A 19518-nucleotide genomic window follows, 5' to 3' on the forward strand; every position below is an offset into this window, starting at 1 on the left:
GTGCCGAAAAACGGACTTTATTTCTAATACCTTTTAACTTAACAGGGTTTAATTTTTCCTCCCTCCTCCGGACTCCCGGCCTGCTTTTGTGCCTCGTCAATCACTTTACCTGTTTCGTTTATTATAAAGATTGTTTTCTCCACCGCTTCTTCGCTGACTTCGGTCGTTCCCCGTCTTTGTTCCATCCATGTCAGTGCGGGAATGCAACGGGTGGCACCCAGCATGGTGAACAGTGGCAACAGTTTATGAGCCATTGCCGTGATGCCTTCCATATTCCTTTCCGCCAACGCTTTTTTCATGTTCTCGCAGTTCTTTTTTGTTTCGCTGATGAAGGTGCGGAGTATTTCTGCGGCTGCTTCCGGATCATCTTCCGAGAAAGCAGTCAGGGCGGAGAAGTTCAACGCTTCTTGCCGGCTCTCCTCGGCCGGTGCTTCATGGGTGGAGGAATTTTCCACGGCAGGGATGTCTTTTCCGGTGGCTTGGGAGATGGCGGTGAACAGTTCGTTTATGGTGAAAGGTTTGTGCAGGCAACCGGCAAAACCATGCGAACGGAAATACGCCTCGTCCATATCACTACGGGCGGTCAGTGCGATTACCGGCAGGGTTTGCACCCATGATGTGCCCAGCGTGCGGAGGGTTTTCAATAAATCGAATCCGTTCATGGCAGGCATCTGTATGTCAGTGAGCAGGGCGTCGAAGCGCTCTTCCTTCAATTTGTTGAGAAGTTCTTCGGGATGATGGCAGCAGGTCACAGTCACTCCGGGGCGTTCCAGCATGGCGGTGGTAAGCTGTAATTGTATGCGGTCATCGTCAATTAAAATCAGGTGGAGCGGCTCGCTGTCTTCGTGGGGGGCGGCCGGAGTGTCTGTGGACCGGATTCCGGCTGCATCAGGAGAGGTGGGTGCGTGTTCCGCTTCCGCTCCGGAGAGGTTCTCATCCGGAACGGAAGGGCCTTCGGGCAAAGGCAGATATACATGGAAGCGGCTGCCTTTTCCTGGTTCGCTCTCTATCTTGATGTCTCCTTCGAGCAGGAGCACCAGTTTGCGGGTGATGGCCAGTCCCAAGCCGAATCCTTCTTGTCCTTGTGCGTTATGGAGCCGGGTGAATTCCTGGAAGATACGTTGTTGCTCTTCCCGGCTGATGCCGCATCCCGTGTCACTGATACTGAAATGCAATTGGCCGTTTTCCAGTGCCGCCTGCAGGGTGATGCTTCCTTCCCGGGTGAATTTCAGCGCGTTGGAGAGCAGATTCTCTGCTATCTGGCGGATGCGGAACGGGTCTCCTGTATACACGCGGTTCAGTGACTCGTTGCAGTGATAGTTCAGTTCCAGCTGTTTGGAGTCCGCCATCGGTTTGAAGCTGATATAAATGGTGTCGAACAGTTGGCGGGGGTTGAATGATACTAGGTTGATGTCCATTTTATGCGCGTCCAGCCGGTGATAATCCAGCAGGGACTTGACCAGGCCGAGCAGGTGGTTGGCAGAACTCTGCATGTTGTTCAAATAGAAGCGCTGGCGTTCTTCGGTTGTGATCCGTTCCAGCAGATCGGTATATCCCAGAATGGAACCCACGGGGGCTTTGATATCGTGCGTGATGGTCAGCATCAGTTTTTCACGTGCCGCCAGCAAGTCCTCGGCACGGCGTTTGGCTTTTTCCAGTTCCCGGCGGTAATGGTTGCTACGGGTGATGTCCCGCCATATCAGAACCAGAAAGAGGATGGCCAGTACCACAGCGGCAATGGCGATTCCTGCCATTGTGCGGATGGAGCTTTGTCGGATGTATTCCTCTTGTATATGTTTTTTTTGTGCCAGAGCCTGCTCTTCTTCCTCTATGGTGCTTAACAGCTGGTTGACTTTCTGGCTCAGTTTCAAGCCGCTGAGGCGTAGGGACTGGGTGCGGCGGTTCACCATTTCCATCCGTTCCTGATGGGTGTCGGTCACCCGGCTCTGTATGTCTTTCAGCAGGATGGCCACCGTGTCTGCCGGGCTGTATGCCTCGGTCAGCGTGTCGGTATATTCTTCCTGAATCACGTTGCTGACTTGGGTGGAATCGGCCTTTCCGGGTGCGAACACTTCTCCCAGCCGTTTGAAGAAGCTTTTGGGCTTCTTGCGGATGACGTATGAGTTGGTGTGTGTGATTACTTTTTTGCGTACGTGGGGAAGGCTGAGCAAAGAGTCCTGCTCGGCAATCAGTTCGTCGATATGCTGTTTGTAAATCTTGTCCGTCCCGCCTTCCTGAATCGCTCTCAGCAGGTTGCGCATGTTCCGTTCCTTCTCCATGAAGAGCATTTCCACCGTGTCCAGTCGTGCCAGTTGTATGCTGTCGGCCAGCAGCGTGCGTAGGGAGTCGAGTACAGTGTTGGCTTGTTTCATGGTACGTTTGTATCGGTGGTATTGTCCCAGTTGTCCCGTACTGAGCGATTGCCCGATGACTTCCGCCTGATAGAGCTGGCCGATGATCTGATTGGTGACATGTCGTCGTTGGCTCAGGATGGCTTCATCATCGCCGGTTCCGGTCAGTGACCTCATCTCTTGATAGATATATCCGATGGATAGGAAGAGCAGTGCGGTCAGCAGGATATAACCGGATGCAACTTTCAGCTTGGTGGAACGGTTGGGCAGGCTCATGGTGGCTTTATTTTAATTTCGTATCACGGTTAAAGCGCAGGTAATAGAGTATTCCCGCTGTAGTCAGCCCGAAGGGGAATGCCATCCATATTCCTATGATCCCCCAGTCCATGACGAAGCCGAAGAAATAGCCGGCCGGCAGGGAGATAAGGAAATAAGCGATGAATGCGATATACATCATGGGTTTCACATCTGCGATTCCGCGGAGGGCATTGGCGAAATTTATCTGTAATCCGTCACCAAACTGGTAGATGATGAACGGAATGATAAGTTGTGCTACCATCACGCTGACCGCCGGACTATCGCTGAACCATCCGCCCAGTTCGTTACGCAGCAGGAAGATGGGCAAGGCTCCTATCAGTGCGATGAGCAGCATGATATGGAATCCGGCGTATGCCGAGCGTCTGACGTTCATCCGGTCGTTTTGTCCGTGGAAATTACTAACCCGCACGGCAACGGCGGCTCCCATGCCATAATACATCATAAAGCAGATTTGGGAGATGGCGAGCATCACCTGGTGTGCCGCCAGGGCGGTAGTCCCGATCCATCCCACCATGATGGCGCTGAGGCTGAACGAAGCGGTCTCCATTCCCATCTGCATGGCAATGGGCCATCCCAGTTTGTTCAAGTGGAGGAAGTCCGCCCGGTTGAGCGCATGGTGCAGGAATCCTTCTTTATAAATATGATAACGCCGGGTACCGAAAAAGATGGCGGCGAATACGATCACCATCATGATGCGGGAGGCCAGTGTGGAGATTCCCGCTCCCAGCAGTCCCATTTCGGGCATTCCCAGTTTGCCGTAGATCAGAATGTAATTGCCGATGATGTTCATCACATTTCCCGCCAATAAGATCCACATGGAGACGCGGGTATCGGTTATGCCGTCGGCAAATTGCTTGAAGCCGTTGAAAAGCAACACAAACAACAGGGAGATCAACAAAACGATGAAGTAGGGACGCATCAGGGGCAGCAGTTCCTCGGGCTGTCCCAGCCGGTGGATATTCAGGTAGAGTATCCACATGATGAGCGTGAGCAATACCGCCAGCAGTGTATTGGCAAACAGGCTGTTCTTCAGCATCCGTCCCACGACATTGGTTTCCCCCCGTCCGAACAGGCTTCCTACGACAGGGGTCAGCCCGTACGAGAATCCGGTAGCGAAAATAATGGCCAGGGTAAACATGTTGTTGACAAAACTGGCGGCGGCCAGCTCGTTCGTACTGTGATGGCCTATCATCAATGTATCGGCAAAACCCAGAATGATGACGCCTATCTGGCCGATTACGATGGGGAGGCCTAAAGAGAAAAGTGTTTTATAATGTTGCATGGTTCATAATTTGCTGATGTGCTAATTGGCATATTGGCAAATTAGCATACGGATAAATTACTTTTATAGTAAAGTGTGGAACAATTTTCCCGCACAAATGTTTTTTGTGCCGCTTTTTTTATCTGCTCCGCAGTGACCGAGCGATACTTGCTTACTTCCTGATTGATATCCTCCGCTTTGCCGGTCAGTTCAAAATAAGCCAGATTAGTAGCTACATTCAGGTAATTCAAGTTATTGAATATCTGTTCGCTTTCATAGCGGTTCTTCACTTTTTCCAGTTCGTTCTCATCCACACTTTCTTCCGTCAATGCTTTCAGTTCCTGCCATACGGCCGCTTCGGCCGCTTCCAGCGTGACACCCGGGGCGGGTTTGCCGGTGATATGGAACAATCCTTGGTCAATGCTGCCCGAGATATAGGCGTCGATGCTGTTGAATACCTGTCTCTCTTGCACCAGATGCTGCACCAGGCGGCAGGAACGTCCGCTGCTCAGCAAGTCGCTCAGCATATCAAAAGCATAGTAGTCGGGATGGCGCCGTTCACAGATATGGAATGCCATGAAGAGCGCGTCTACAGGCACGTTACGCTCCACTGTCAGCCGGCGTTCCTCCGTTTGCTGGGGCTCCGCCGGCAGTGAGCGGGGCACTACGTTGCGGCGCGGGATGGGGCCGAACCATTTTTCGGCCAGTGCCACTGTCTCTTCAAAAGTGATATGCCCCGTTACCGCCAGAATGGCGTTGTCCGGCGCATAATATTTAAAGAAAAAAGCTTTCACCTCTTCCAGGGTGGCATGGGCTATGTGGCTGATTTCTTTGCCGATGGTAGGCCACTGGTACGGATGTACCTTATAAGCCAGGGCGCGTAGCAGATGCGAGGCGTCGCCGTATGGCTGGTTCAGGTTCCGTTGTTTGAATTCTTCGATCACCACTTGCCGTTGCACTTCCAGGCTGCGCGGGTTGAAGTCGAGGGACAACATACGGTCACTCTCCAGCCAGAATCCGGTTTCCACATTCTGGCGGGGGAGGGTGATGTAATAATTGGTCATGTCATTATTCGTCCATGCGTTGTTCTCGCCTCCGGCGTTTTGCACCGGAGTGTCATAGTCGGGCACATGAACAGAGCCTCCGAACATCAGGTGCTCGAACAGATGGGCGAATCCGGTATGATCAGGGTCCTCGTCGCGTGCGCCCACATCGTACAGCAGGTTCAGTGCCACCATCTGAGTCGTGTTGTCCTCGTTGTGTATCACACGCAGTCCGTTGGACAAGGTGTATCGGTTTATGTTAATCATTCGGCTTGTAAATTACTCAATGCTTGCCTTGAGAATCCGGATATTCTCTACAGGGCGGTCTGCACGGTTTGTTTTTGCTATTTCAATGTTGTTTACTACCTCCATTCCTTCGGTCACTTCACCGAATATGGTGTAAGAGCCGTCCAGGTGGGGGGCGCCTCCTATGGTGCTGTATGCCTGGATTTGTTCGGGGGTGAAGCGGAATTTCTCTTCTTTGTCCGCCAGTTCACGGGCTTGTGCCTCCAGTGAGTCTTGCAATTCCAGTAATCCGGCATTGTCTCCCGCCTTGCGCATCTTGTATATTTCCTTCATGTGCTGGCGTGCCAGGCTGTCGAATATAGCCTCTTCGCGCTGTTCGTTCATTTTGTTCTCCATGCCCAGCAGTTGCGGCTCGGTGAACTTGCGTCCGGTAACAATATAGAACTGGCAACCCGATGAAGCCTTTTCGGGGTTCACATCATCTCCTTGGCGTGCTGCTGCCAAGACCCCTCTTTTGTGGAAGAACTTCGGATTGAACTCGGCGGGGATGGTGTAGCCCACATCACCGCTGCCCAGCATGGCGGTATCCGATGCGCTTTTGCTGTCCGGATCGCCGGCTTGGATCATGAATTGTTTGATCACCCGGTGGAACAATGTACTGTCATAGACTCCCTCTTTTACCAGTTTGATAAAGTTATCACGATGTTTCGGCGTTTCATTATACAGGGCCACTGTGATATTTCCCATAGTGGTTTCCAGTTTCACCAAGGTGCGGTTTTCATTTTCCATACGATTCGTTTGTTTTTTTGAGCCGGCGCTACAGGCTGTCAGTGCGATGAAGGCCAGGCATATTAGTAAACTTTTGTTTGTTTTCATGGATATAGCTTTTATTCAGTTGACAAAGATAGGAAGAACTCGCAAAAAAACGGCAAAATTTGGATAAATAAAGTAAGTGTTTGGTATTGAGGAGAGTTAAGCCAAATTCTTCTATACCTTTCCAAATCGCTAAAATGCAGGATAATGAAAGGTTAAGAGAAAGATTTGCTACTTATCCGTTGCCCTTTTTAGCCCCGGATAATCCGGCAAAATAACGCTTGACCACCTGCGGTTTTACCGTTCACCATGCAAAGAACCCTATATTTTGCCCGTAAAGATAACCGTTTTTTTCCGTTTTTCATGGAAATACAGGTTATGTTACCGGCATCCGGGGTTTTATTCTTTGTTCCGCTATAATTTTCACAACTGTAAATAACTCTATATCAAGTAATTTTGCAACATAAAAAATAGAGTTATGAAACAGACGGATGTAACGGTTACGTTCTACCTCAAAAAGAGCGAAATGAATGACGAGGGACATTGCCCGGTCATGGCGAAACTTACTGTCGGCAAATTTTCAGAAGCGGCTTTTAGCGCGAAAATGTCCGTACCCGCTGCCCTGTGGGCATCCGGACGTGCCACGGGTAAAAGTAACGCCGCGCGGGAAATCAACCGGCAACTGGACGATTTGCGAGCTTCAGCCATTTCCATTTATGATGAGCTGTCAGCCACCCGTGAGAATGTAACGGCTGAAGAAATAAGGAATCTGTTGTTGGGGACGGCTTTCGGGCAGGAAACCCTGTTGGGTTATTTCCGGACGTTCATCGAACATTTCGAAAAACGTGTCGGCGTGAACCGGGAAAAGGGAACAGCGCAATCTTACCGCTATGCTTGTAACTGTGTGGCTGCTTTCATCCAGGAGAAATACAAGTTGTCGGATGTCTCTTTCACGGCTCTGAACCGTTCATTCATCGACAACTATGACCTCTACCTACGCACGGAGCGCCGCTTTGCCCCGGGAACTATCGTGTTGCTTGTCACACGGTTGAACACGATTGTCGGGGAAGCCATCGCGGAAGGGATTATCACTGCCGACCCGTTCGCGGGGTATGAAGCCGAACGCCCCGAGAGGGAGCAGAAATACCTTACCGCCGCGGAGTTACAACGGCTGATGACCACACCCCTGCACGACCCGAAACTCTACCATATCCGCGACCTGTTCCTCTTCTCCTGCTACACGGGTATCCCTTACGGGGACATGTGCCGTCTGACGGTGAAGGATCTGGAAGTGGCAGAGGATGGTGAGGTATGGATCAAGACCGCCCGTAAGAAGACGAAAATCGACTATGAAGTGCCGTTGCTCGACATACCGTTGCTCATCCTCGACAAATACCGGGATATGGCTCCGGAAGGAAAACTGCTGCCGATGTACAGCAACAACGAACTCAACCGGACACTGAAACGTATTGCCGCCATTTGCGGAATTGAACGGAAACTCGTCTTTCACTGCGGACGCCATACCTACGCCACCGAGATCACGCTTTCGCATGGTGTCCCGCTTGAAACCGTCAGTAAAATGCTGGGGCATAGCCGCATTTCCACGACGCAGATTTACGCCAAAGTGACCGATGACAAGATCGACATGGATACCCGGTCTTTAGAGGAAAAGATTGCCGGCCGCTTCTCGGTAGCTATTTAATCTATCATTGACAATCAAATTCACAACGACTATGGAACCGAATAATAAAGAGATAAAACGCCGCAGCACGTTCTCCCTGCTGTTCTACATCAACCGCACGAAAGTCCGCAAGGACGGAACATGTAAATTGTTATGCAAGGTAAGCATCGACGCCAAATCGGCCCCGATCAACATCAACGCGTTTGTCGATCCATCGCTCTGGAATCCGGAAAGCAAAAGGGCGAACGGACGAAGCGAGAACGCCCGAACGGTAAACCTGGCAATAGAGAAACTGACCGAAAAAATCACCGGACATTACCGCCATATTCGTAAAAGCCTCGGTTTCGTGACGGCCGAGCTGGTCAAAAACGCCGTGGAAGGAATCGGGCAGAAACCGTTCACTCTCCTTGCCTTGTTCCGCGAGCATAACGAGGAGTTCCGCAAGCGTGTCGGCGTGGATCGCAAGGAAGAAACCTATGAAAGTTACGAGAACTCCTATAATATTTTAGCCTCCTTCGTGAAAAAAAGGAAGGAAAAGGAGGATGTAGCGTTGCGGAGTCTTGACCGGGAGTTCTACGATGATTTTGAAATATTCCTGCGTACAGATCGTGGAATGAAACCCAAGACAGTACACGAGCATCTCTACCGGTTGAAGAAAATGACCAAGCGGGCTGTCAGTCAGGGCACACTCCGGCGCGACCCTTACGGGAAGCTGCACCCGGAACTGCCCCGGCGCAAGAGCCGCCATTTGAAGCTCGAAGACCTCAAAAAGCTGATGGAAACTCCCGTCGATAAACCCAATCTTCAGCGGGTGCGGGACTGGTTTCTCTTCGCCACCTTCACGGGGTTGTCCTACGCCGACCTGAAACGCTTGTCCGAAAAAGACATCACGCAATCGGACGACGGAACGTACTGGATACACATCCGGCGCCAGAAGACCGAAACGCCCTCGGCCATCCGCCTGCTGAACGTGCCGTTGCAGATCATCGAGAAATACCGCCACGAGCGTAGAAGCGACAGGATTTTCAACCTCTATTGCCGGAGGTATCTCATTAAGCTCACCAGAGAACTGGGACGGACATACGGCTTCGACATGACATTTCACCAGGCGAGGCACAATTTCGGGACACATATCACGCTCTCGCTGGGTGTGCCTATCGAAACCGTCAGCCGCATGATGGGACACAAGAGTATTTCCACCACGCAAATTTACGCCAAAGTGACCGACCGCAAGGTGGACGAGGATATGAAACGGCTGAAAGAACAGAGCAAAGGCCGGAAAATAAATCTCTACGAGGAGGACGAACCGGGAACGGAAAATATTATAACGGTAAACGGTTGAACAGTATAATAAAAATCGATAAATTTGTATGACTATGACGACAAGAGAACCTATCTGCATTGAAAACGGGCGGGTGGAAATCCACATGCCGGAGAACCGTGTATGGCTCACGCGCCACCAGATTGCCGACCTGTTCGGTGTTTTCGTTCCTGCCGTGGGGAGCAACATCCGCTCCATACTCAAAAGCGGCATACTCCGTGAGGAGCGGGTTTACCGCCGGGAGCGCAACCGTGACGGCGGTATTGTCGAGCTGTATTCGCTCGAAATGATCGCCGCGCTGGCTTTCCGCTTAAAATCCGGGAATGCCGAAGCCTTCCGCCGGTGGCTTGTCCGAAAGGCCACGACGACCGCCGTCGTCTGGCAGCTTCCCGGCATGAACACGATATTGAACTGAAAAAAGAAGAACGGCCAAAATAAAGGCCGTTCTTCTTTTATACCCATTCCTGTCCCCCGATACATTTCTTCCGGGAATCTTCCAGGAGCTTCTGTATCTCGGATTCCATGTATAGTACCTTGCCCTGAATCAAATAATAGGGAATGATCCGCGCCGTGCGGTATTCCTGCAATGTACGCCTGCTGATTTTCAGCAGCCGGGACAATTCCTCGTCGGTGACGAACCGCTCTCCCTTGAGTGTCCGGCCTCCGGAAGATTCCAGTTTATCCAGTGCCTTGCCGGCCTTTTCCAAGCGCCGGAAGAGATCCGCCACACGCGGATCGTGCTTGTCGATGAAATAATGGCTCATAACGCGGCGGTATTAGGATAGTGCGACGATTGCAGCAGTTTCCCGACATCTTCCGGTTTGTAGAAGATTTTGTGACGGATGCGGCTGAAAGGCAGCAACCCTTTCTCCCGGTAGGTTTGCAGGGTACGTTTCGATATACCCAGCACGTCACAGACATCCTGGTTGTCCAGCCATTTTTTCAAACTCACGTCCTCCTGCCTGCGGCATAACGCCTCGGCTTTTCTTTCAATGGCTTCCACGTGCCCTGCCAGCGCGTCGAAAGCCTTCACGTCCATACTTATTATTTCCATGTTCTGTTTCATTTTTTGTTTCCCGGATGCCCAAAAGTACACAAATGGACAGTATCTTGTTAGCAGCCAGTGGCATATGGACGTATCCGTCTTAAAAGTGGCAGCGAGTGGCGCCACGTCCGGCGGAAACGATCCTCCGCCGATACGGGATCGGCACGTTCCGATACGCCAATCGCCCGTGAAAGGAAATGTTCGCGGGCGATTTATCATTCCATGCAGGGTGAGCCGTGAACCGACTTTCGCGAGCGTTCACGGCATATCGTTTTCTCCCCGTTTCTCTCCCATAACCTTTTCCTCTCTTTTTTTTATGCCGCGGAGCGCGGTATGGAAATCTGTTGTCTGTAGCAAAGGTAGTTACGGGGCTCACGCTGCTGCAAGATCGGGCCGCGGGGCGGTTTGCCGCAAAATCTTCCTCTTTCCCTGCGGGCGAGCGTATTTTCCGACAAAATCTTGCAGCAGCTATCCCCGACACCTTTTGATGCTACCGAAACAGATTCCATCCATACCGGCTCCGCTACGGCATAAAAAAAAAGTCAAAGGTTATGAGAAACGAAGAGAAAAATAAATGGAAACAGAAATCCTCCAACCTTCCACTTGGCATAAAGGCAAAGGTCGGGTTGGCGGTAAAGGTCGGGGCGGTGGCTTTGGGCTTCCACGTGTGGGGCATCGACTTTATTTGGGTCGTTTTGGGCTTCACGTTCTGTTATGACATCCTGCGGGGTATTTTCTCCTGCCTTGTTTCTCTCGTGGCTCTAACCGGCTTTTTCTATTTCCTATTCACTCACATCTTCTAAATTATTACAGGTATGACAAAGTACATTTCATTATTCGGAGCGACTACCACGGACACGCAGGTGCAGGTAGTCAAGGAAAACCAGGTTATCATCGGTATCGGTGCGGGTGCGAGCAGAAAGCGTTACGTCGTTTACAAGGTGGAACACACCGCCCGTGGCTATGTGTACCACATGGTCGATACCGAAACAAAGGAAATCAGCCGCACGGACATTTTGCGCCCCCTCTCGCAGACATTCGGTATCGGCAGGTATTACGACGACGTGAACCCCGAGTTCATGGACGCTTTCGAGGTGGCCTTGCTCGTGGGGCAGGCGGAGGAGCAAGCCACGGCGCAGGCCATCGCCGCCGCCAAAGAGAAAGCCGAGCATGACCGCATAGCGGAAATAGGGGCGCAGAGGTTACGCCGCATCATGCCCGAAGGGGTGCAGGGCGTAATCATCGCCGAACTCAACGAAACGGAATACACAGACCCCTCTTACGAGTGTTCGACCACCCGAAGCGTGCGTACCGTCATTCTCGGTTTTTCGGCCACCTCCCGCAACGGCTTCGGGGAGTTGAGAAAGGCGGCGGCCAATTTTCCGCAAACGGCGCACCTCTCCGAATACGACCCCAAGAATGAACACCGCTATCCCGTTTTCACGCTCGGCAAAAGTCCGAAATACGGGTGGAGTGTCTGCAAACTGACCCACTACACCCGTGAAGGTTACATCGACAGACTGGCATATATCGCAGGAAACGAGGAGAATATATGTCTGCCCGAGCCGAAAGACGAAAAACGGACAGAACGCACTGAAACGAGCGTGCAAGGCGGGTTTATCATCGTGGACTATTCCGAAAAAGCGATAGCCGTATTCGGGGACACCAAGCCCGTCAAGGACGCCCTTCACGCACTCGGGGGACGCTTCAACGCACGGCTGACGCATGACGGGCAGAAGAGAGCGGGATGGATTTTCCAAAAGACCAAAGAGGACGAGGTGCGGCGGCTTCTCGGAAAGGACGAATAAATGTTGAACACGGGGCGGCTCGCCGCCCCACAATACCCAAAAATCATGGCACAAGGAACAGATTATTTCAAACTGACGATACAGAACTATCTCGACGCACGGGCTCGGGAGGACGAACTTTTCGCACCCCGATACGCCAACCCGAAAAAGAACATTGACGATTGCTGCACTTTCATCATCAACCAAGTACGGCAGAGCGGTTGCAACGGGTTTGCCGACGAGGAAATATACTCTATGGCACTCCACTATTACGACGAGGAGGACATCGACATCGGCAAACCCGTCAGTTGCAAGGTAGTGGTCAATCACACCGTCGAACTGACCGAGGAGGAAAAAGCCGAGGCACGGCGGAACGCCATACGGAAGGCCGAGAGCGAAGCCTACGCCAAGTTGGCGAAAGTCAAGTCCAAACCCAAGAAAATCGAAGATAACAAACTAATGCCCAGTCTATTTTAGTTATGAAACCGAGAACAAAATTCCAACAGAACGTCGTGGCGGCAAGCAAACACCTGCCGCCGCTTACCCCCGCACAAATCGAATGGGGGTACAAGAACTGCATCGAGCATATCGGACGCCGCACGCCGAAAGGACTTATCACCTGCACCGAGTGCGGCCACACATGGCAGAGCGAAAACGGAGAACTCACGGACAATCTGTCAGGGTGCGAGTGTCCGCACTGCCATACCCCGCTGAAAGTGGAAACCACCCTGCGCCGCAAGTTCAACGATTACGAGTATTTGTGCATCGTAACCCGCTGCAAGGGTTTTCAAGTCCTGCGCTTCGTATATATCGAGTGTTGGGCGAAAGTGGGACAGACGCCCGTTTACACTCATATCGAAGCCGTACAGCGGTGGATTGCCCCCGACGGACGCTCCGCAACCTTCGCACGGCTGCGCCCGATGGGCTTCTTCGTTCACGGGTGGAGTTGGTCGAGCGCATTGGAACTGCGGGCGGAGAACGACGGGAAATACAACATCACGCCCACACGCATCTATCCTCGGCAACGGCTTATCCCCGAACTGCGCAGAAGCGGCTACGGCAAACAACTCCCCGATGTAACCCCTTTCGACCTTATCCACCTGCTGCTCTCGGAGAACAAGGCCGAAACGCTGCTTAAAGCGGGACAAACGGCACTCGTGCAATTTTTCGCCCGTTCCTCCCGCAATATCGCCGACTATTGGCCGGCCATCCGTATCGCCATCCGTAACGGGTACGCTATCGGGAAACCGACGGAATGGTGCGACTACATCGACCTGTTGCGATTTTTCGGGAAAGACCTGCACAACGCCCATTTCGTGTGTCCCGCAGACCTACCCGCAGCGCATGACCTCTACATGGCAAAAAAACGGCGGCACATGCAGGAGGAACGGCGGCAGGAGGAACGGCGCAAGGCGTTGGAGCAGGAAGCCTCGTTTATCGAAGCCAAAGGGCGGTTTTTCGGCGTGGAGTTTTCCGACGGGGAAATTTGCATCAAGGTATTGGACAGTGTTGAAGCCATACGGCAGGAGGGCGAGGCCATGCACCATTGCGTGTTTACCAACGAATACTACCTGAAGGCCGACTCGCTCATATTGTCAGCCACAATCGACGGCAAACGCATCGAAACGATAGAGGTGTCCCTAAAACGCATGGAGGTCGTGCAGAGCAGGGGCGTGTGTAACAAGAACACCCCATACCACGGGCAAATACTGAAACTGATGAAGGGGAACATGTCCCTTATAAGGAAACGAATGACAGCATAAAAATCGGGGCGGCGAAAGCCGCCCTACAAAAAAACAAAACAATGAAAATCATCTATAAAAGCTACATGGCACGCCCGCTCAAACCCTTTGGGGAATGGGATTGGGAAGTTCAGGAAGCAGTCAAGACGGCCCTTGCGCTCGTCGAGGGGAAAAACGGGTTCAGAACCCATTCCGAGATATGGCGAAGGTGCAACCTCGTCATTACCGTGGGACACAACATCTACACCACGAGTATCGAGATACGGCCACCCGAGCAGGACGTGATACGCCGCAGGAGCAACTGGCACAACGGCTACGCCTACTACTGCAACGGCGTGTTCTGGGCGAACATGAGCAGGGTTAAAGTGGAACTTGTCTGATTAAAAATTTCGGGGCGGCAAAAGCCGCCCGTAAAAAGCGAGAACATGAAAACGAATGAAGTAAACAAGGAAATCTCCTATAAAACGCTGGTCGTAACCTTCGGCGAGGGTATCGGGCGGATCGACACCATGTTCGACGACCCGCAGGCGTGGGGCGTTGCCACGCTGAAACAATGGATTGACGGCTATGAAACTACGCGCTTCACCGAAATCGACGACCGAACGGCGGTTATCACATCCGAATACAACATGGACAGCGTGGAGGAATGGCTGCAAAAGAACACACCGATTATCAACCTGGAAAAACGATAAAATCATGCGCAAGTACAAATTATTCATCGGCTACCGGCTGCTGGGCGAGTTTTCCGGTATATGGGAAGCCAAAAATTTCGCCGCTGAAAGCGGCATGAGCAGAATTTTCTCGCTCGTGGGAGAAAATTACCGGGACAGTTGGTACGAACCCAAAAAACAAGACAAGAATGGAAACAAAGATTAAAGACATCACGGGAACGGAAATAACCGTTACCGACTTAAAAGAGGCGGTACGCCAATGCCGGGAGTGCCTCGCAAGTCCCTACCTGATGCCCTCGGGGCATACCGTGGGGGAAAACCATGCCTACATGTTGCGGCAACTGCTCACCCTGCAAAGGCGGAAACGGGAACACGACAGGCAACAGCCGTGAAAATACGACGCGAAAAAAATCGGACGATAACAACCGTCCGATTTTTTTGTTTCCCGTCAATCGACCGCCGTATGGTCGCCCAGCTTCCCGTGCAGTTCACGCCCGATATGTCCGGCAATGCCACGGGGAGAAATTTCAGAGATCGAACCCCACCCGCCATGCGTGTATATGCACGTCTTGAGCGGTTCGGTACGGGAAAGGTAGAACAGATAGCCGTTGCGGAGCAGGATGCCCACGAACACCGAGCCGACCTCGATGTCGGCGATCTCGTCAAAACGTATCTTCCCGTCATTGTATAATACTGCCGTGCCATCCGCATCGGGAATGACGAACAGATCGTCTTCCATGACAATCCCGTGCAACTCGATTAGCGACCCCAGGCATTCACTCGCCGATACCCGGTCGTAACCACCCTTTACCTCATTTGTCGATTTCGTTTCCATATCGCTTTTCTTTAGGTTCGGACAAATACCATACGAAAAAGGCGTGAGAATACGTTAAATACCGGCATTGAGGTACAGCCAAGCACCCATCCACTCGATAGATAATTTCTCCCCACGCCGCTATCGCATACGCTTGACGCATATAGACACGACGATGAAGAAGAGAACTACCCATTATTTTGCGAGCGGATTAAAATTTGGCTGTTTTCAATGCCCCACCATAATGTGTTCCTTCCGTATGTAAATCGCCCGGCGGCATCGCCGCCGGAGGATTCGATTGCAAATATAACGATTTCATCCGGGTATCGGCGACAATACGTGCGATTTTTAACAACCTTCCTGCCAAAGAACTACCTGCCCTCCTACAATTTCGGCCCCCGGGCGGGTTTGCGGGGCGCGACCTTCGGCTGCGCCTTCTTCTCCCCGGGCGGTTCGACGATCCGCAGTTTGAGTTTCTCCGCCTTGCGGTCGTAACGCACCTCGCAGCAGTCGATCTCGCCCGCCACCGACGTCCACACGTTGTTCACACGCACCGCGCCGCCCGAGTAGAGGGTCTTGTATTGTTCGTATTCGAGCGGTTGCAGCAGCTTGGCGTCCACCTGGCGGTGGAACGAGTAGATGTTGCGCCCATTGGCAATCTCGTCGGGAACGTAAACCCGCAATTCGGGGTGCGCGGCCTCGGCATAGAGGCACAGATCCGCCGTGCGAAGCTCCCTCGGAACCCACTGGATCATCCTCGGGTCGCCCCGCACGGCCGTATCGGCCACGAGCGGCGTGATGGCCGTCTGGGGAATGTCGTACAGCACCCCCGCATCCTTGCGAACGGCCTCCAACGCCACCTCCTCCGTTACAAGCCGGCGGTTCAGGTGCAGGACACTCATCAACCGGTGTATCTTCTGCGGGTCGTCCTGCTCGCGGAACACCTGCAAGACCAGGGCGGGGTCGCTCAACGCGCTGATAACCGAGAAATCGGTTTTGTCCTTCCCGTAGGTACGCTCGAAAGCCTCCCGGCTCATCTCCCGCGTCCGCTGCTCGCGGGGGATGCCTTTCAGGTTCTGGGGATTCTCCCGCACCAGGCTCATGTACAGTTCCGGGCTTTTTATATGCTCGGGGAGGTAGGCCACGGCATAGGGGCTGCGCCGTATGGCCTCCATGCACAGCTCCGGCGTTTTCAACCTCTCGGGGACGTATTGCAGGTAGCTCCCGTCGTGCCCGACGGCCCGGCGGCACATCTCCTCGGTCTTGGCATAGTCGGGAAAACGGAAGAACAGCTCCGGCTCCAGGGCGAAGATCTCACGGGCCACCCTCGGCGTGAGGAACCAGGGGGTCATGTTTTCCAAAAAATCGAAGGTCTTATCGTAATTCGTGCAATAGAATCCCAACACTTTCAGGTGTATCTCCTCGAAGGGGATATAGCGGAGGACACGCAGGTCGTCAGTACGGGCCAACGCCCGGTTGCAGACCTCCGGCGTGAGTTGTTCGGGCTTGAAAAAGCGGATGGCCAGGGAATCGCGCTCCAGCGCCATCCCGCACAGACGGTCGGTTTTCAGATGCTCCGGCACGTACTCCAACGCCAGGTAGTTCGAGGACACGGCAGCCTCGCAGACCCGCTCCGTGCGCAGCTCCTCGGGGACTTCATGGAGCAGGATGCCGTCCCCGCCCACGGCACGCAGGCAGACCGCCTCCGTGCGTAGCTCTTTCGGTACGAGCGACAGGCAGGCGGCGTCCATCCCCACGCCGTACAGGGCCAGCTCCTCGGTCATGACCTCGGGGTCGAGAGCGGCAAAGACCTCGAAGTTTTTCGCGGGCGACAGCCCGAACTTTTTCAACCCCTCCAGGCATATATCGGGGTGCGGGATATGCCGCAGCAGCTCGTAGTCGCCACTCTGCACGGCCTTCAACGCCGCACGGCATATCTCCGGCGTCCGCAATTTCCCGGGAACGGCCTCCAGCGCCAGGCCGTTGCGCCTGACGGCCGCCAGGCATAGCCCGGGTGTCTTCAGCCTCTCGGGAACGTAGTGCAGCGCGTAGCTGTTGCTCTCGACGGCCGCACGGCACATCTTCGGGGTTTTCAGATCCTCGGGGACGAATTTCAGCGTTTCGCCCCGGTGACCGGCGGCGGCCGAACACAGCTCCGGCGTTTTCATCGCTTCGGGCACGAACTCGATGTTAAAAGCCGATTTTTTGACGGCGAAACGGCAGACCTCCGCCGTCTTACGCTCCTCGGGCAGCGTCTCGAAAAGGTTCTCACGCCACGGGTTCTCGTACACCCCCGTATCGAGGTAGGCTATATCTTTTCTCTCTTGTTCTGTCATGGTTTTTCATATTACGGGAAACGCCCGTCGAACGGGCGTTTCTCCTGGTTACACTTGTTTTATGATCTCTCGGGCTCTTCCTCCCCGTTCTCGTTCTGGAACGTGAAGGAGGTCTTCACTGTCTGCCCCGTGTTGTCCTCGATATAGACGTCGATCACCTGCTGGTCGTCGCTGCGCGAGGTGTAATAGAGGCGGAATACCTCACGGTCGAGCGGATAGCGGTCGTTGGGTAGGAACACCGTACCGTCGTCCATCCTCAACTCGCCGCGCCCGTCGGGCTGGAAATAGCGGATCGTGTAACGCGCGCCGTCATATCTTCCCTCCCGCACGAGCGTGCAGCGGATTTCGGCGGTTTCACCAATGGAGATTCGCTTCTGGACGGGCATCGTTTCCAGAGAAAACGTGTACGCCTGCTGTATATCCAGCCCGTTGTCGCAGGATGCGCATAAAAGGCCGAGAACGGCGATCCAAACCGCCAGGGCCGATACTGTCTTTATCTTTTTCATGTCGCTTGCAAGTTTAATGGATTATGAATTTCACGCCCAGGCCGAACTGCGCGTGGAAATGTCCCGTTGTAGTTCCCCATAGGATACGCTCGCGCCCCGTCAGCGAGAGGATAATCCTGTCGGTCAGGTACGCATCGACCTCCAGCGTGACGGCCCCGCCGTAGAGGAAGCGGTCACGGTGCAGGAGCGTGGAGCCGTCATAAAGCCGCCTCTCGCCCCAGTTCACGCTCTCGTACCCGGCCAGCGCCGAGCCGCCGAGGTAGAAGAAAAAAGTCTTGGACGGGTCGGAGAGGAACTTGTAATAGTAGCCGCCCTCGGCCGTGAACTGCGCCACCGGGATACGTTCCGACTTGTAGGGGTAATAACGGTTCAGGAACTCCGCGCCGAACACCCACTTGTCGGCATTCTTCGCATAGCGGCTCATGGCCAGCCCGAACCAGTAGCCTGTTTCGTTGCGGCTGTCCCGGGTGTAGAAGCCGTCGGCCATGCCACCCCGTATTTCCAGCCCGCGCATGGCGGGCAGGGCACGCTGGGCGTGCGCCCCGTCCGAAAGGAGGAGGCATAACCCCAGCGTGAGAATGAATATCGCCCGTTTCATATCACTTTACCTTTAACTCGTTGATAACACGTGCGCGCACCAGGTCGGCATTCTCCGCCGTAAAAGTCTGGTGCCGCCCGCCCTGCTGCTCGTGCAGTTCCACGACCAGCTGCTTGTCGTCGGCCAGCGTGAACTTCGGGAGCGTGAAGACCATGCGCTCGGTACGCTTGCCGCCGATGACCTGCACGTTGTTGTATGCCCGCACGGGCCGGATGACCTGCTCCTGGATGGCCGTGCGTTTGGCCACCTTCTTGTCCGTAACCTTGAACGTCAGGTAGTCCACGTTGAAGGGCACGTTGGAGGAGTTTTTCAGCTGGAGGTGGAAATAAAGCAGGTCGTTATGCACGTAGATACCTTTGAGGAGGTATTGTACCCCGAAACGCTTGCAACCGATGTGCCTGATCTCGCGGCGGTCGTTCTTGTAAATGGACTGCATGATCAGCTTGACCAGCAGCGGAGATTCGCAGCCCAGCTCCTGCAAATAGATGTCCAGCGCGTTGTTGGGACGGTTTACCGCCTCCCCGTCATGTATAAAGTCCGCCATCTCGACCGACAGTTTCACCGGTTCGTCGGCATACTTGACATTAAAGCTGTAATAGGCCCCGTCCTCGGTAATGACCGAAAGGTTGCTCTCGCGCGAGAAATCACGCAGGGCCGCCTTTACACGCAGCACGTTTTCCGTGCCGTCGGCTTTCGCCGCCAGAAGATCCGAAGACCCCAGATCGACGTAACGGATGGCCGAGGGGAAAATCACATGGACGGTCTTGCTGAACGTCACCTCCAGCGCGTAGGGCGGGATAACCCGGTTGAAGGTCAGCGGACGGGTAAGACCGTCGTACAAATCGCCCGTGGAGGGCTTTTCCTGCGCGTGGGCAGCGAACATGCACCCGATAAAAGCGAGTGCCAGAAGAATCTTTTTCATACTCGATAAATTTTTGATTGTTGATAAAAATGGATTTTTTCAGTGGTGTACGGAAGTACGTCG

Annotated in this window: 22 protein-coding genes; 11 read left to right on the plus strand and 11 right to left on the minus strand. The window is 53.6% G+C overall.

All coding sequences use genetic code 11. From position 1 onward, the window contains the following. Positions 1-38: 38 nt before the first annotated feature. Genes ACYQ0C_RS03045 through ACYQ0C_RS03060 form a run of 4 tightly spaced genes read right to left on the minus strand, consistent with a single transcriptional unit; the run spans position 39 to position 6095 of the window. On the minus strand, positions 39-2627 hold the full coding sequence (locus ACYQ0C_RS03045; RefSeq protein WP_016278197.1) for a hybrid sensor histidine kinase/response regulator: 2589 nt from the start codon (positions 2625-2627) through the stop codon (positions 39-41). Positions 2628-2634: 7 nt separating this feature from the next. Continuing rightward, entirely contained in the window at positions 2635-3951 is a 1317-nt protein-coding gene (locus ACYQ0C_RS03050) for an MATE family efflux transporter (protein ID WP_016278196.1), read from the minus strand. A 41-nt stretch (positions 3952-3992) separates the two neighbouring features. After that, positions 3993-5240 (minus strand): M16 family metallopeptidase, encoded by a 1248-nt coding sequence (locus ACYQ0C_RS03055; RefSeq protein WP_016278195.1) that lies wholly within the window; start codon positions 5238-5240, stop codon positions 3993-3995. A 12-nt stretch (positions 5241-5252) separates the two neighbouring features. Next, positions 5253-6095, minus strand: coding sequence for a peptidylprolyl isomerase (locus ACYQ0C_RS03060; protein ID WP_016278194.1), 843 nt, complete (start codon positions 6093-6095; stop codon positions 5253-5255). A 415-nt stretch (positions 6096-6510) separates the two neighbouring features. Between ACYQ0C_RS03060 and ACYQ0C_RS03065 the strand changes: the two genes are divergently transcribed. Genes ACYQ0C_RS03065 through ACYQ0C_RS03075 form a run of 3 tightly spaced genes read left to right on the plus strand, consistent with a single transcriptional unit; the run spans position 6511 to position 9449 of the window. After that, positions 6511-7734 (plus strand): site-specific integrase, encoded by a 1224-nt coding sequence (locus tag ACYQ0C_RS03065; RefSeq protein WP_016278193.1) that lies wholly within the window; start codon positions 6511-6513, stop codon positions 7732-7734. Between the two features lie 31 nt (positions 7735-7765). Beyond that, a complete protein-coding gene (locus tag ACYQ0C_RS03070) occupies positions 7766-9055 on the plus strand; it encodes a site-specific integrase (protein WP_016278192.1) in 1290 nt (429 codons plus the stop codon). Between the two features lie 28 nt (positions 9056-9083). After that, on the plus strand, positions 9084-9449 hold the full coding sequence (locus ACYQ0C_RS03075; RefSeq protein ID WP_032941485.1) for a virulence RhuM family protein: 366 nt from the start codon (positions 9084-9086) through the stop codon (positions 9447-9449). Positions 9450-9486: 37 nt separating this feature from the next. On the opposite strand, the gene ACYQ0C_RS03080 is transcribed toward ACYQ0C_RS03075, so the two are convergent. Beyond that, positions 9487-9798: a helix-turn-helix domain-containing protein gene (locus ACYQ0C_RS03080; RefSeq protein ID WP_007662685.1), complete on the minus strand. Its 312-nt coding sequence runs from the start codon at positions 9796-9798 to the stop codon at positions 9487-9489. Next, entirely contained in the window at positions 9795-10088 is a 294-nt protein-coding gene (locus ACYQ0C_RS03085; RefSeq protein ID WP_004319131.1) for a helix-turn-helix domain-containing protein, read from the minus strand. Before ACYQ0C_RS03085 ends, ACYQ0C_RS03080 begins: the two co-directional genes overlap by 4 nt. Before the next feature lie 542 nt (positions 10089-10630). Between ACYQ0C_RS03085 and ACYQ0C_RS03090 the strand changes: the two genes are divergently transcribed. From ACYQ0C_RS03090 to ACYQ0C_RS03125, 8 genes are read left to right on the plus strand one after another with little or no spacing between them, the layout of a single operon-like run. Continuing rightward, positions 10631-10882 (plus strand): hypothetical protein, encoded by a 252-nt coding sequence (locus ACYQ0C_RS03090; RefSeq protein WP_004303766.1) that lies wholly within the window; start codon positions 10631-10633, stop codon positions 10880-10882. Between the two features lie 12 nt (positions 10883-10894). Then, positions 10895-11887 (plus strand): hypothetical protein, encoded by a 993-nt coding sequence (locus ACYQ0C_RS03095; RefSeq protein WP_016278190.1) that lies wholly within the window; start codon positions 10895-10897, stop codon positions 11885-11887. 45 nt (positions 11888-11932) lie between these two features. After that, entirely contained in the window at positions 11933-12343 is a 411-nt protein-coding gene (locus ACYQ0C_RS03100; protein WP_016278189.1) for a PcfK-like family protein, read from the plus strand. A 2-nt stretch (positions 12344-12345) separates the two neighbouring features. Then, on the plus strand, positions 12346-13629 hold the full coding sequence (locus ACYQ0C_RS03105) for a PcfJ domain-containing protein (RefSeq protein WP_016278188.1): 1284 nt from the start codon (positions 12346-12348) through the stop codon (positions 13627-13629). A 41-nt stretch (positions 13630-13670) separates the two neighbouring features. Further along, the gene (locus tag ACYQ0C_RS03110; protein WP_032941484.1) at positions 13671-13988 is read left to right on the plus strand and encodes a hypothetical protein; all 318 of its coding nucleotides are present in this window, start codon (positions 13671-13673) and stop codon (positions 13986-13988) included. Positions 13989-14033: 45 nt separating this feature from the next. After that, positions 14034-14300: a DUF6956 domain-containing protein gene (locus ACYQ0C_RS03115; RefSeq protein ID WP_016278186.1), complete on the plus strand. Its 267-nt coding sequence runs from the start codon at positions 14034-14036 to the stop codon at positions 14298-14300. 4 nt (positions 14301-14304) lie between these two features. Then, positions 14305-14484: a hypothetical protein gene (locus ACYQ0C_RS03120; RefSeq protein WP_016278185.1), complete on the plus strand. Its 180-nt coding sequence runs from the start codon at positions 14305-14307 to the stop codon at positions 14482-14484. Next, positions 14468-14671, plus strand: coding sequence for a hypothetical protein (locus ACYQ0C_RS03125; protein WP_016278184.1), 204 nt, complete (start codon positions 14468-14470; stop codon positions 14669-14671). Before ACYQ0C_RS03120 ends, ACYQ0C_RS03125 begins: the two co-directional genes overlap by 17 nt. A 56-nt stretch (positions 14672-14727) precedes the next feature. Here the strand turns inward: ACYQ0C_RS03125 and ACYQ0C_RS03130 are convergent, their stop codons facing one another. The 5 genes from ACYQ0C_RS03130 to traN all read right to left on the minus strand — a co-directional run bounded on the left by ACYQ0C_RS03130 (position 14728) and on the right by traN (position 19455). After that, complete coding sequence (locus ACYQ0C_RS03130) at positions 14728-15114, minus strand: hypothetical protein (protein WP_016278183.1); 387 nt, start codon at positions 15112-15114, stop codon at positions 14728-14730. Positions 15115-15476: 362 nt separating this feature from the next. Beyond that, complete coding sequence (locus ACYQ0C_RS03135) at positions 15477-17429, minus strand: DUF4116 domain-containing protein (RefSeq protein ID WP_257464377.1); 1953 nt, start codon at positions 17427-17429, stop codon at positions 15477-15479. A 59-nt stretch (positions 17430-17488) separates the two neighbouring features. After that, complete coding sequence (locus ACYQ0C_RS03140; RefSeq protein WP_016278181.1) at positions 17489-17935, minus strand: DUF3872 domain-containing protein; 447 nt, start codon at positions 17933-17935, stop codon at positions 17489-17491. A gap of 13 nt (positions 17936-17948) precedes the next feature. Next, complete coding sequence (locus ACYQ0C_RS03145; RefSeq protein ID WP_016278180.1) at positions 17949-18533, minus strand: conjugal transfer protein TraO; 585 nt, start codon at positions 18531-18533, stop codon at positions 17949-17951. A 1-nt stretch (position 18534) separates the two neighbouring features. Next, the gene (gene traN / locus ACYQ0C_RS03150; protein ID WP_016278179.1) at positions 18535-19455 is read right to left on the minus strand and encodes a conjugative transposon protein TraN; all 921 of its coding nucleotides are present in this window, start codon (positions 19453-19455) and stop codon (positions 18535-18537) included. Between the last annotated feature and the right edge of the window lie 63 nt (positions 19456-19518).

Source organism: Phocaeicola sartorii JCM 17136 = DSM 21941, from assembly GCF_054653615.1.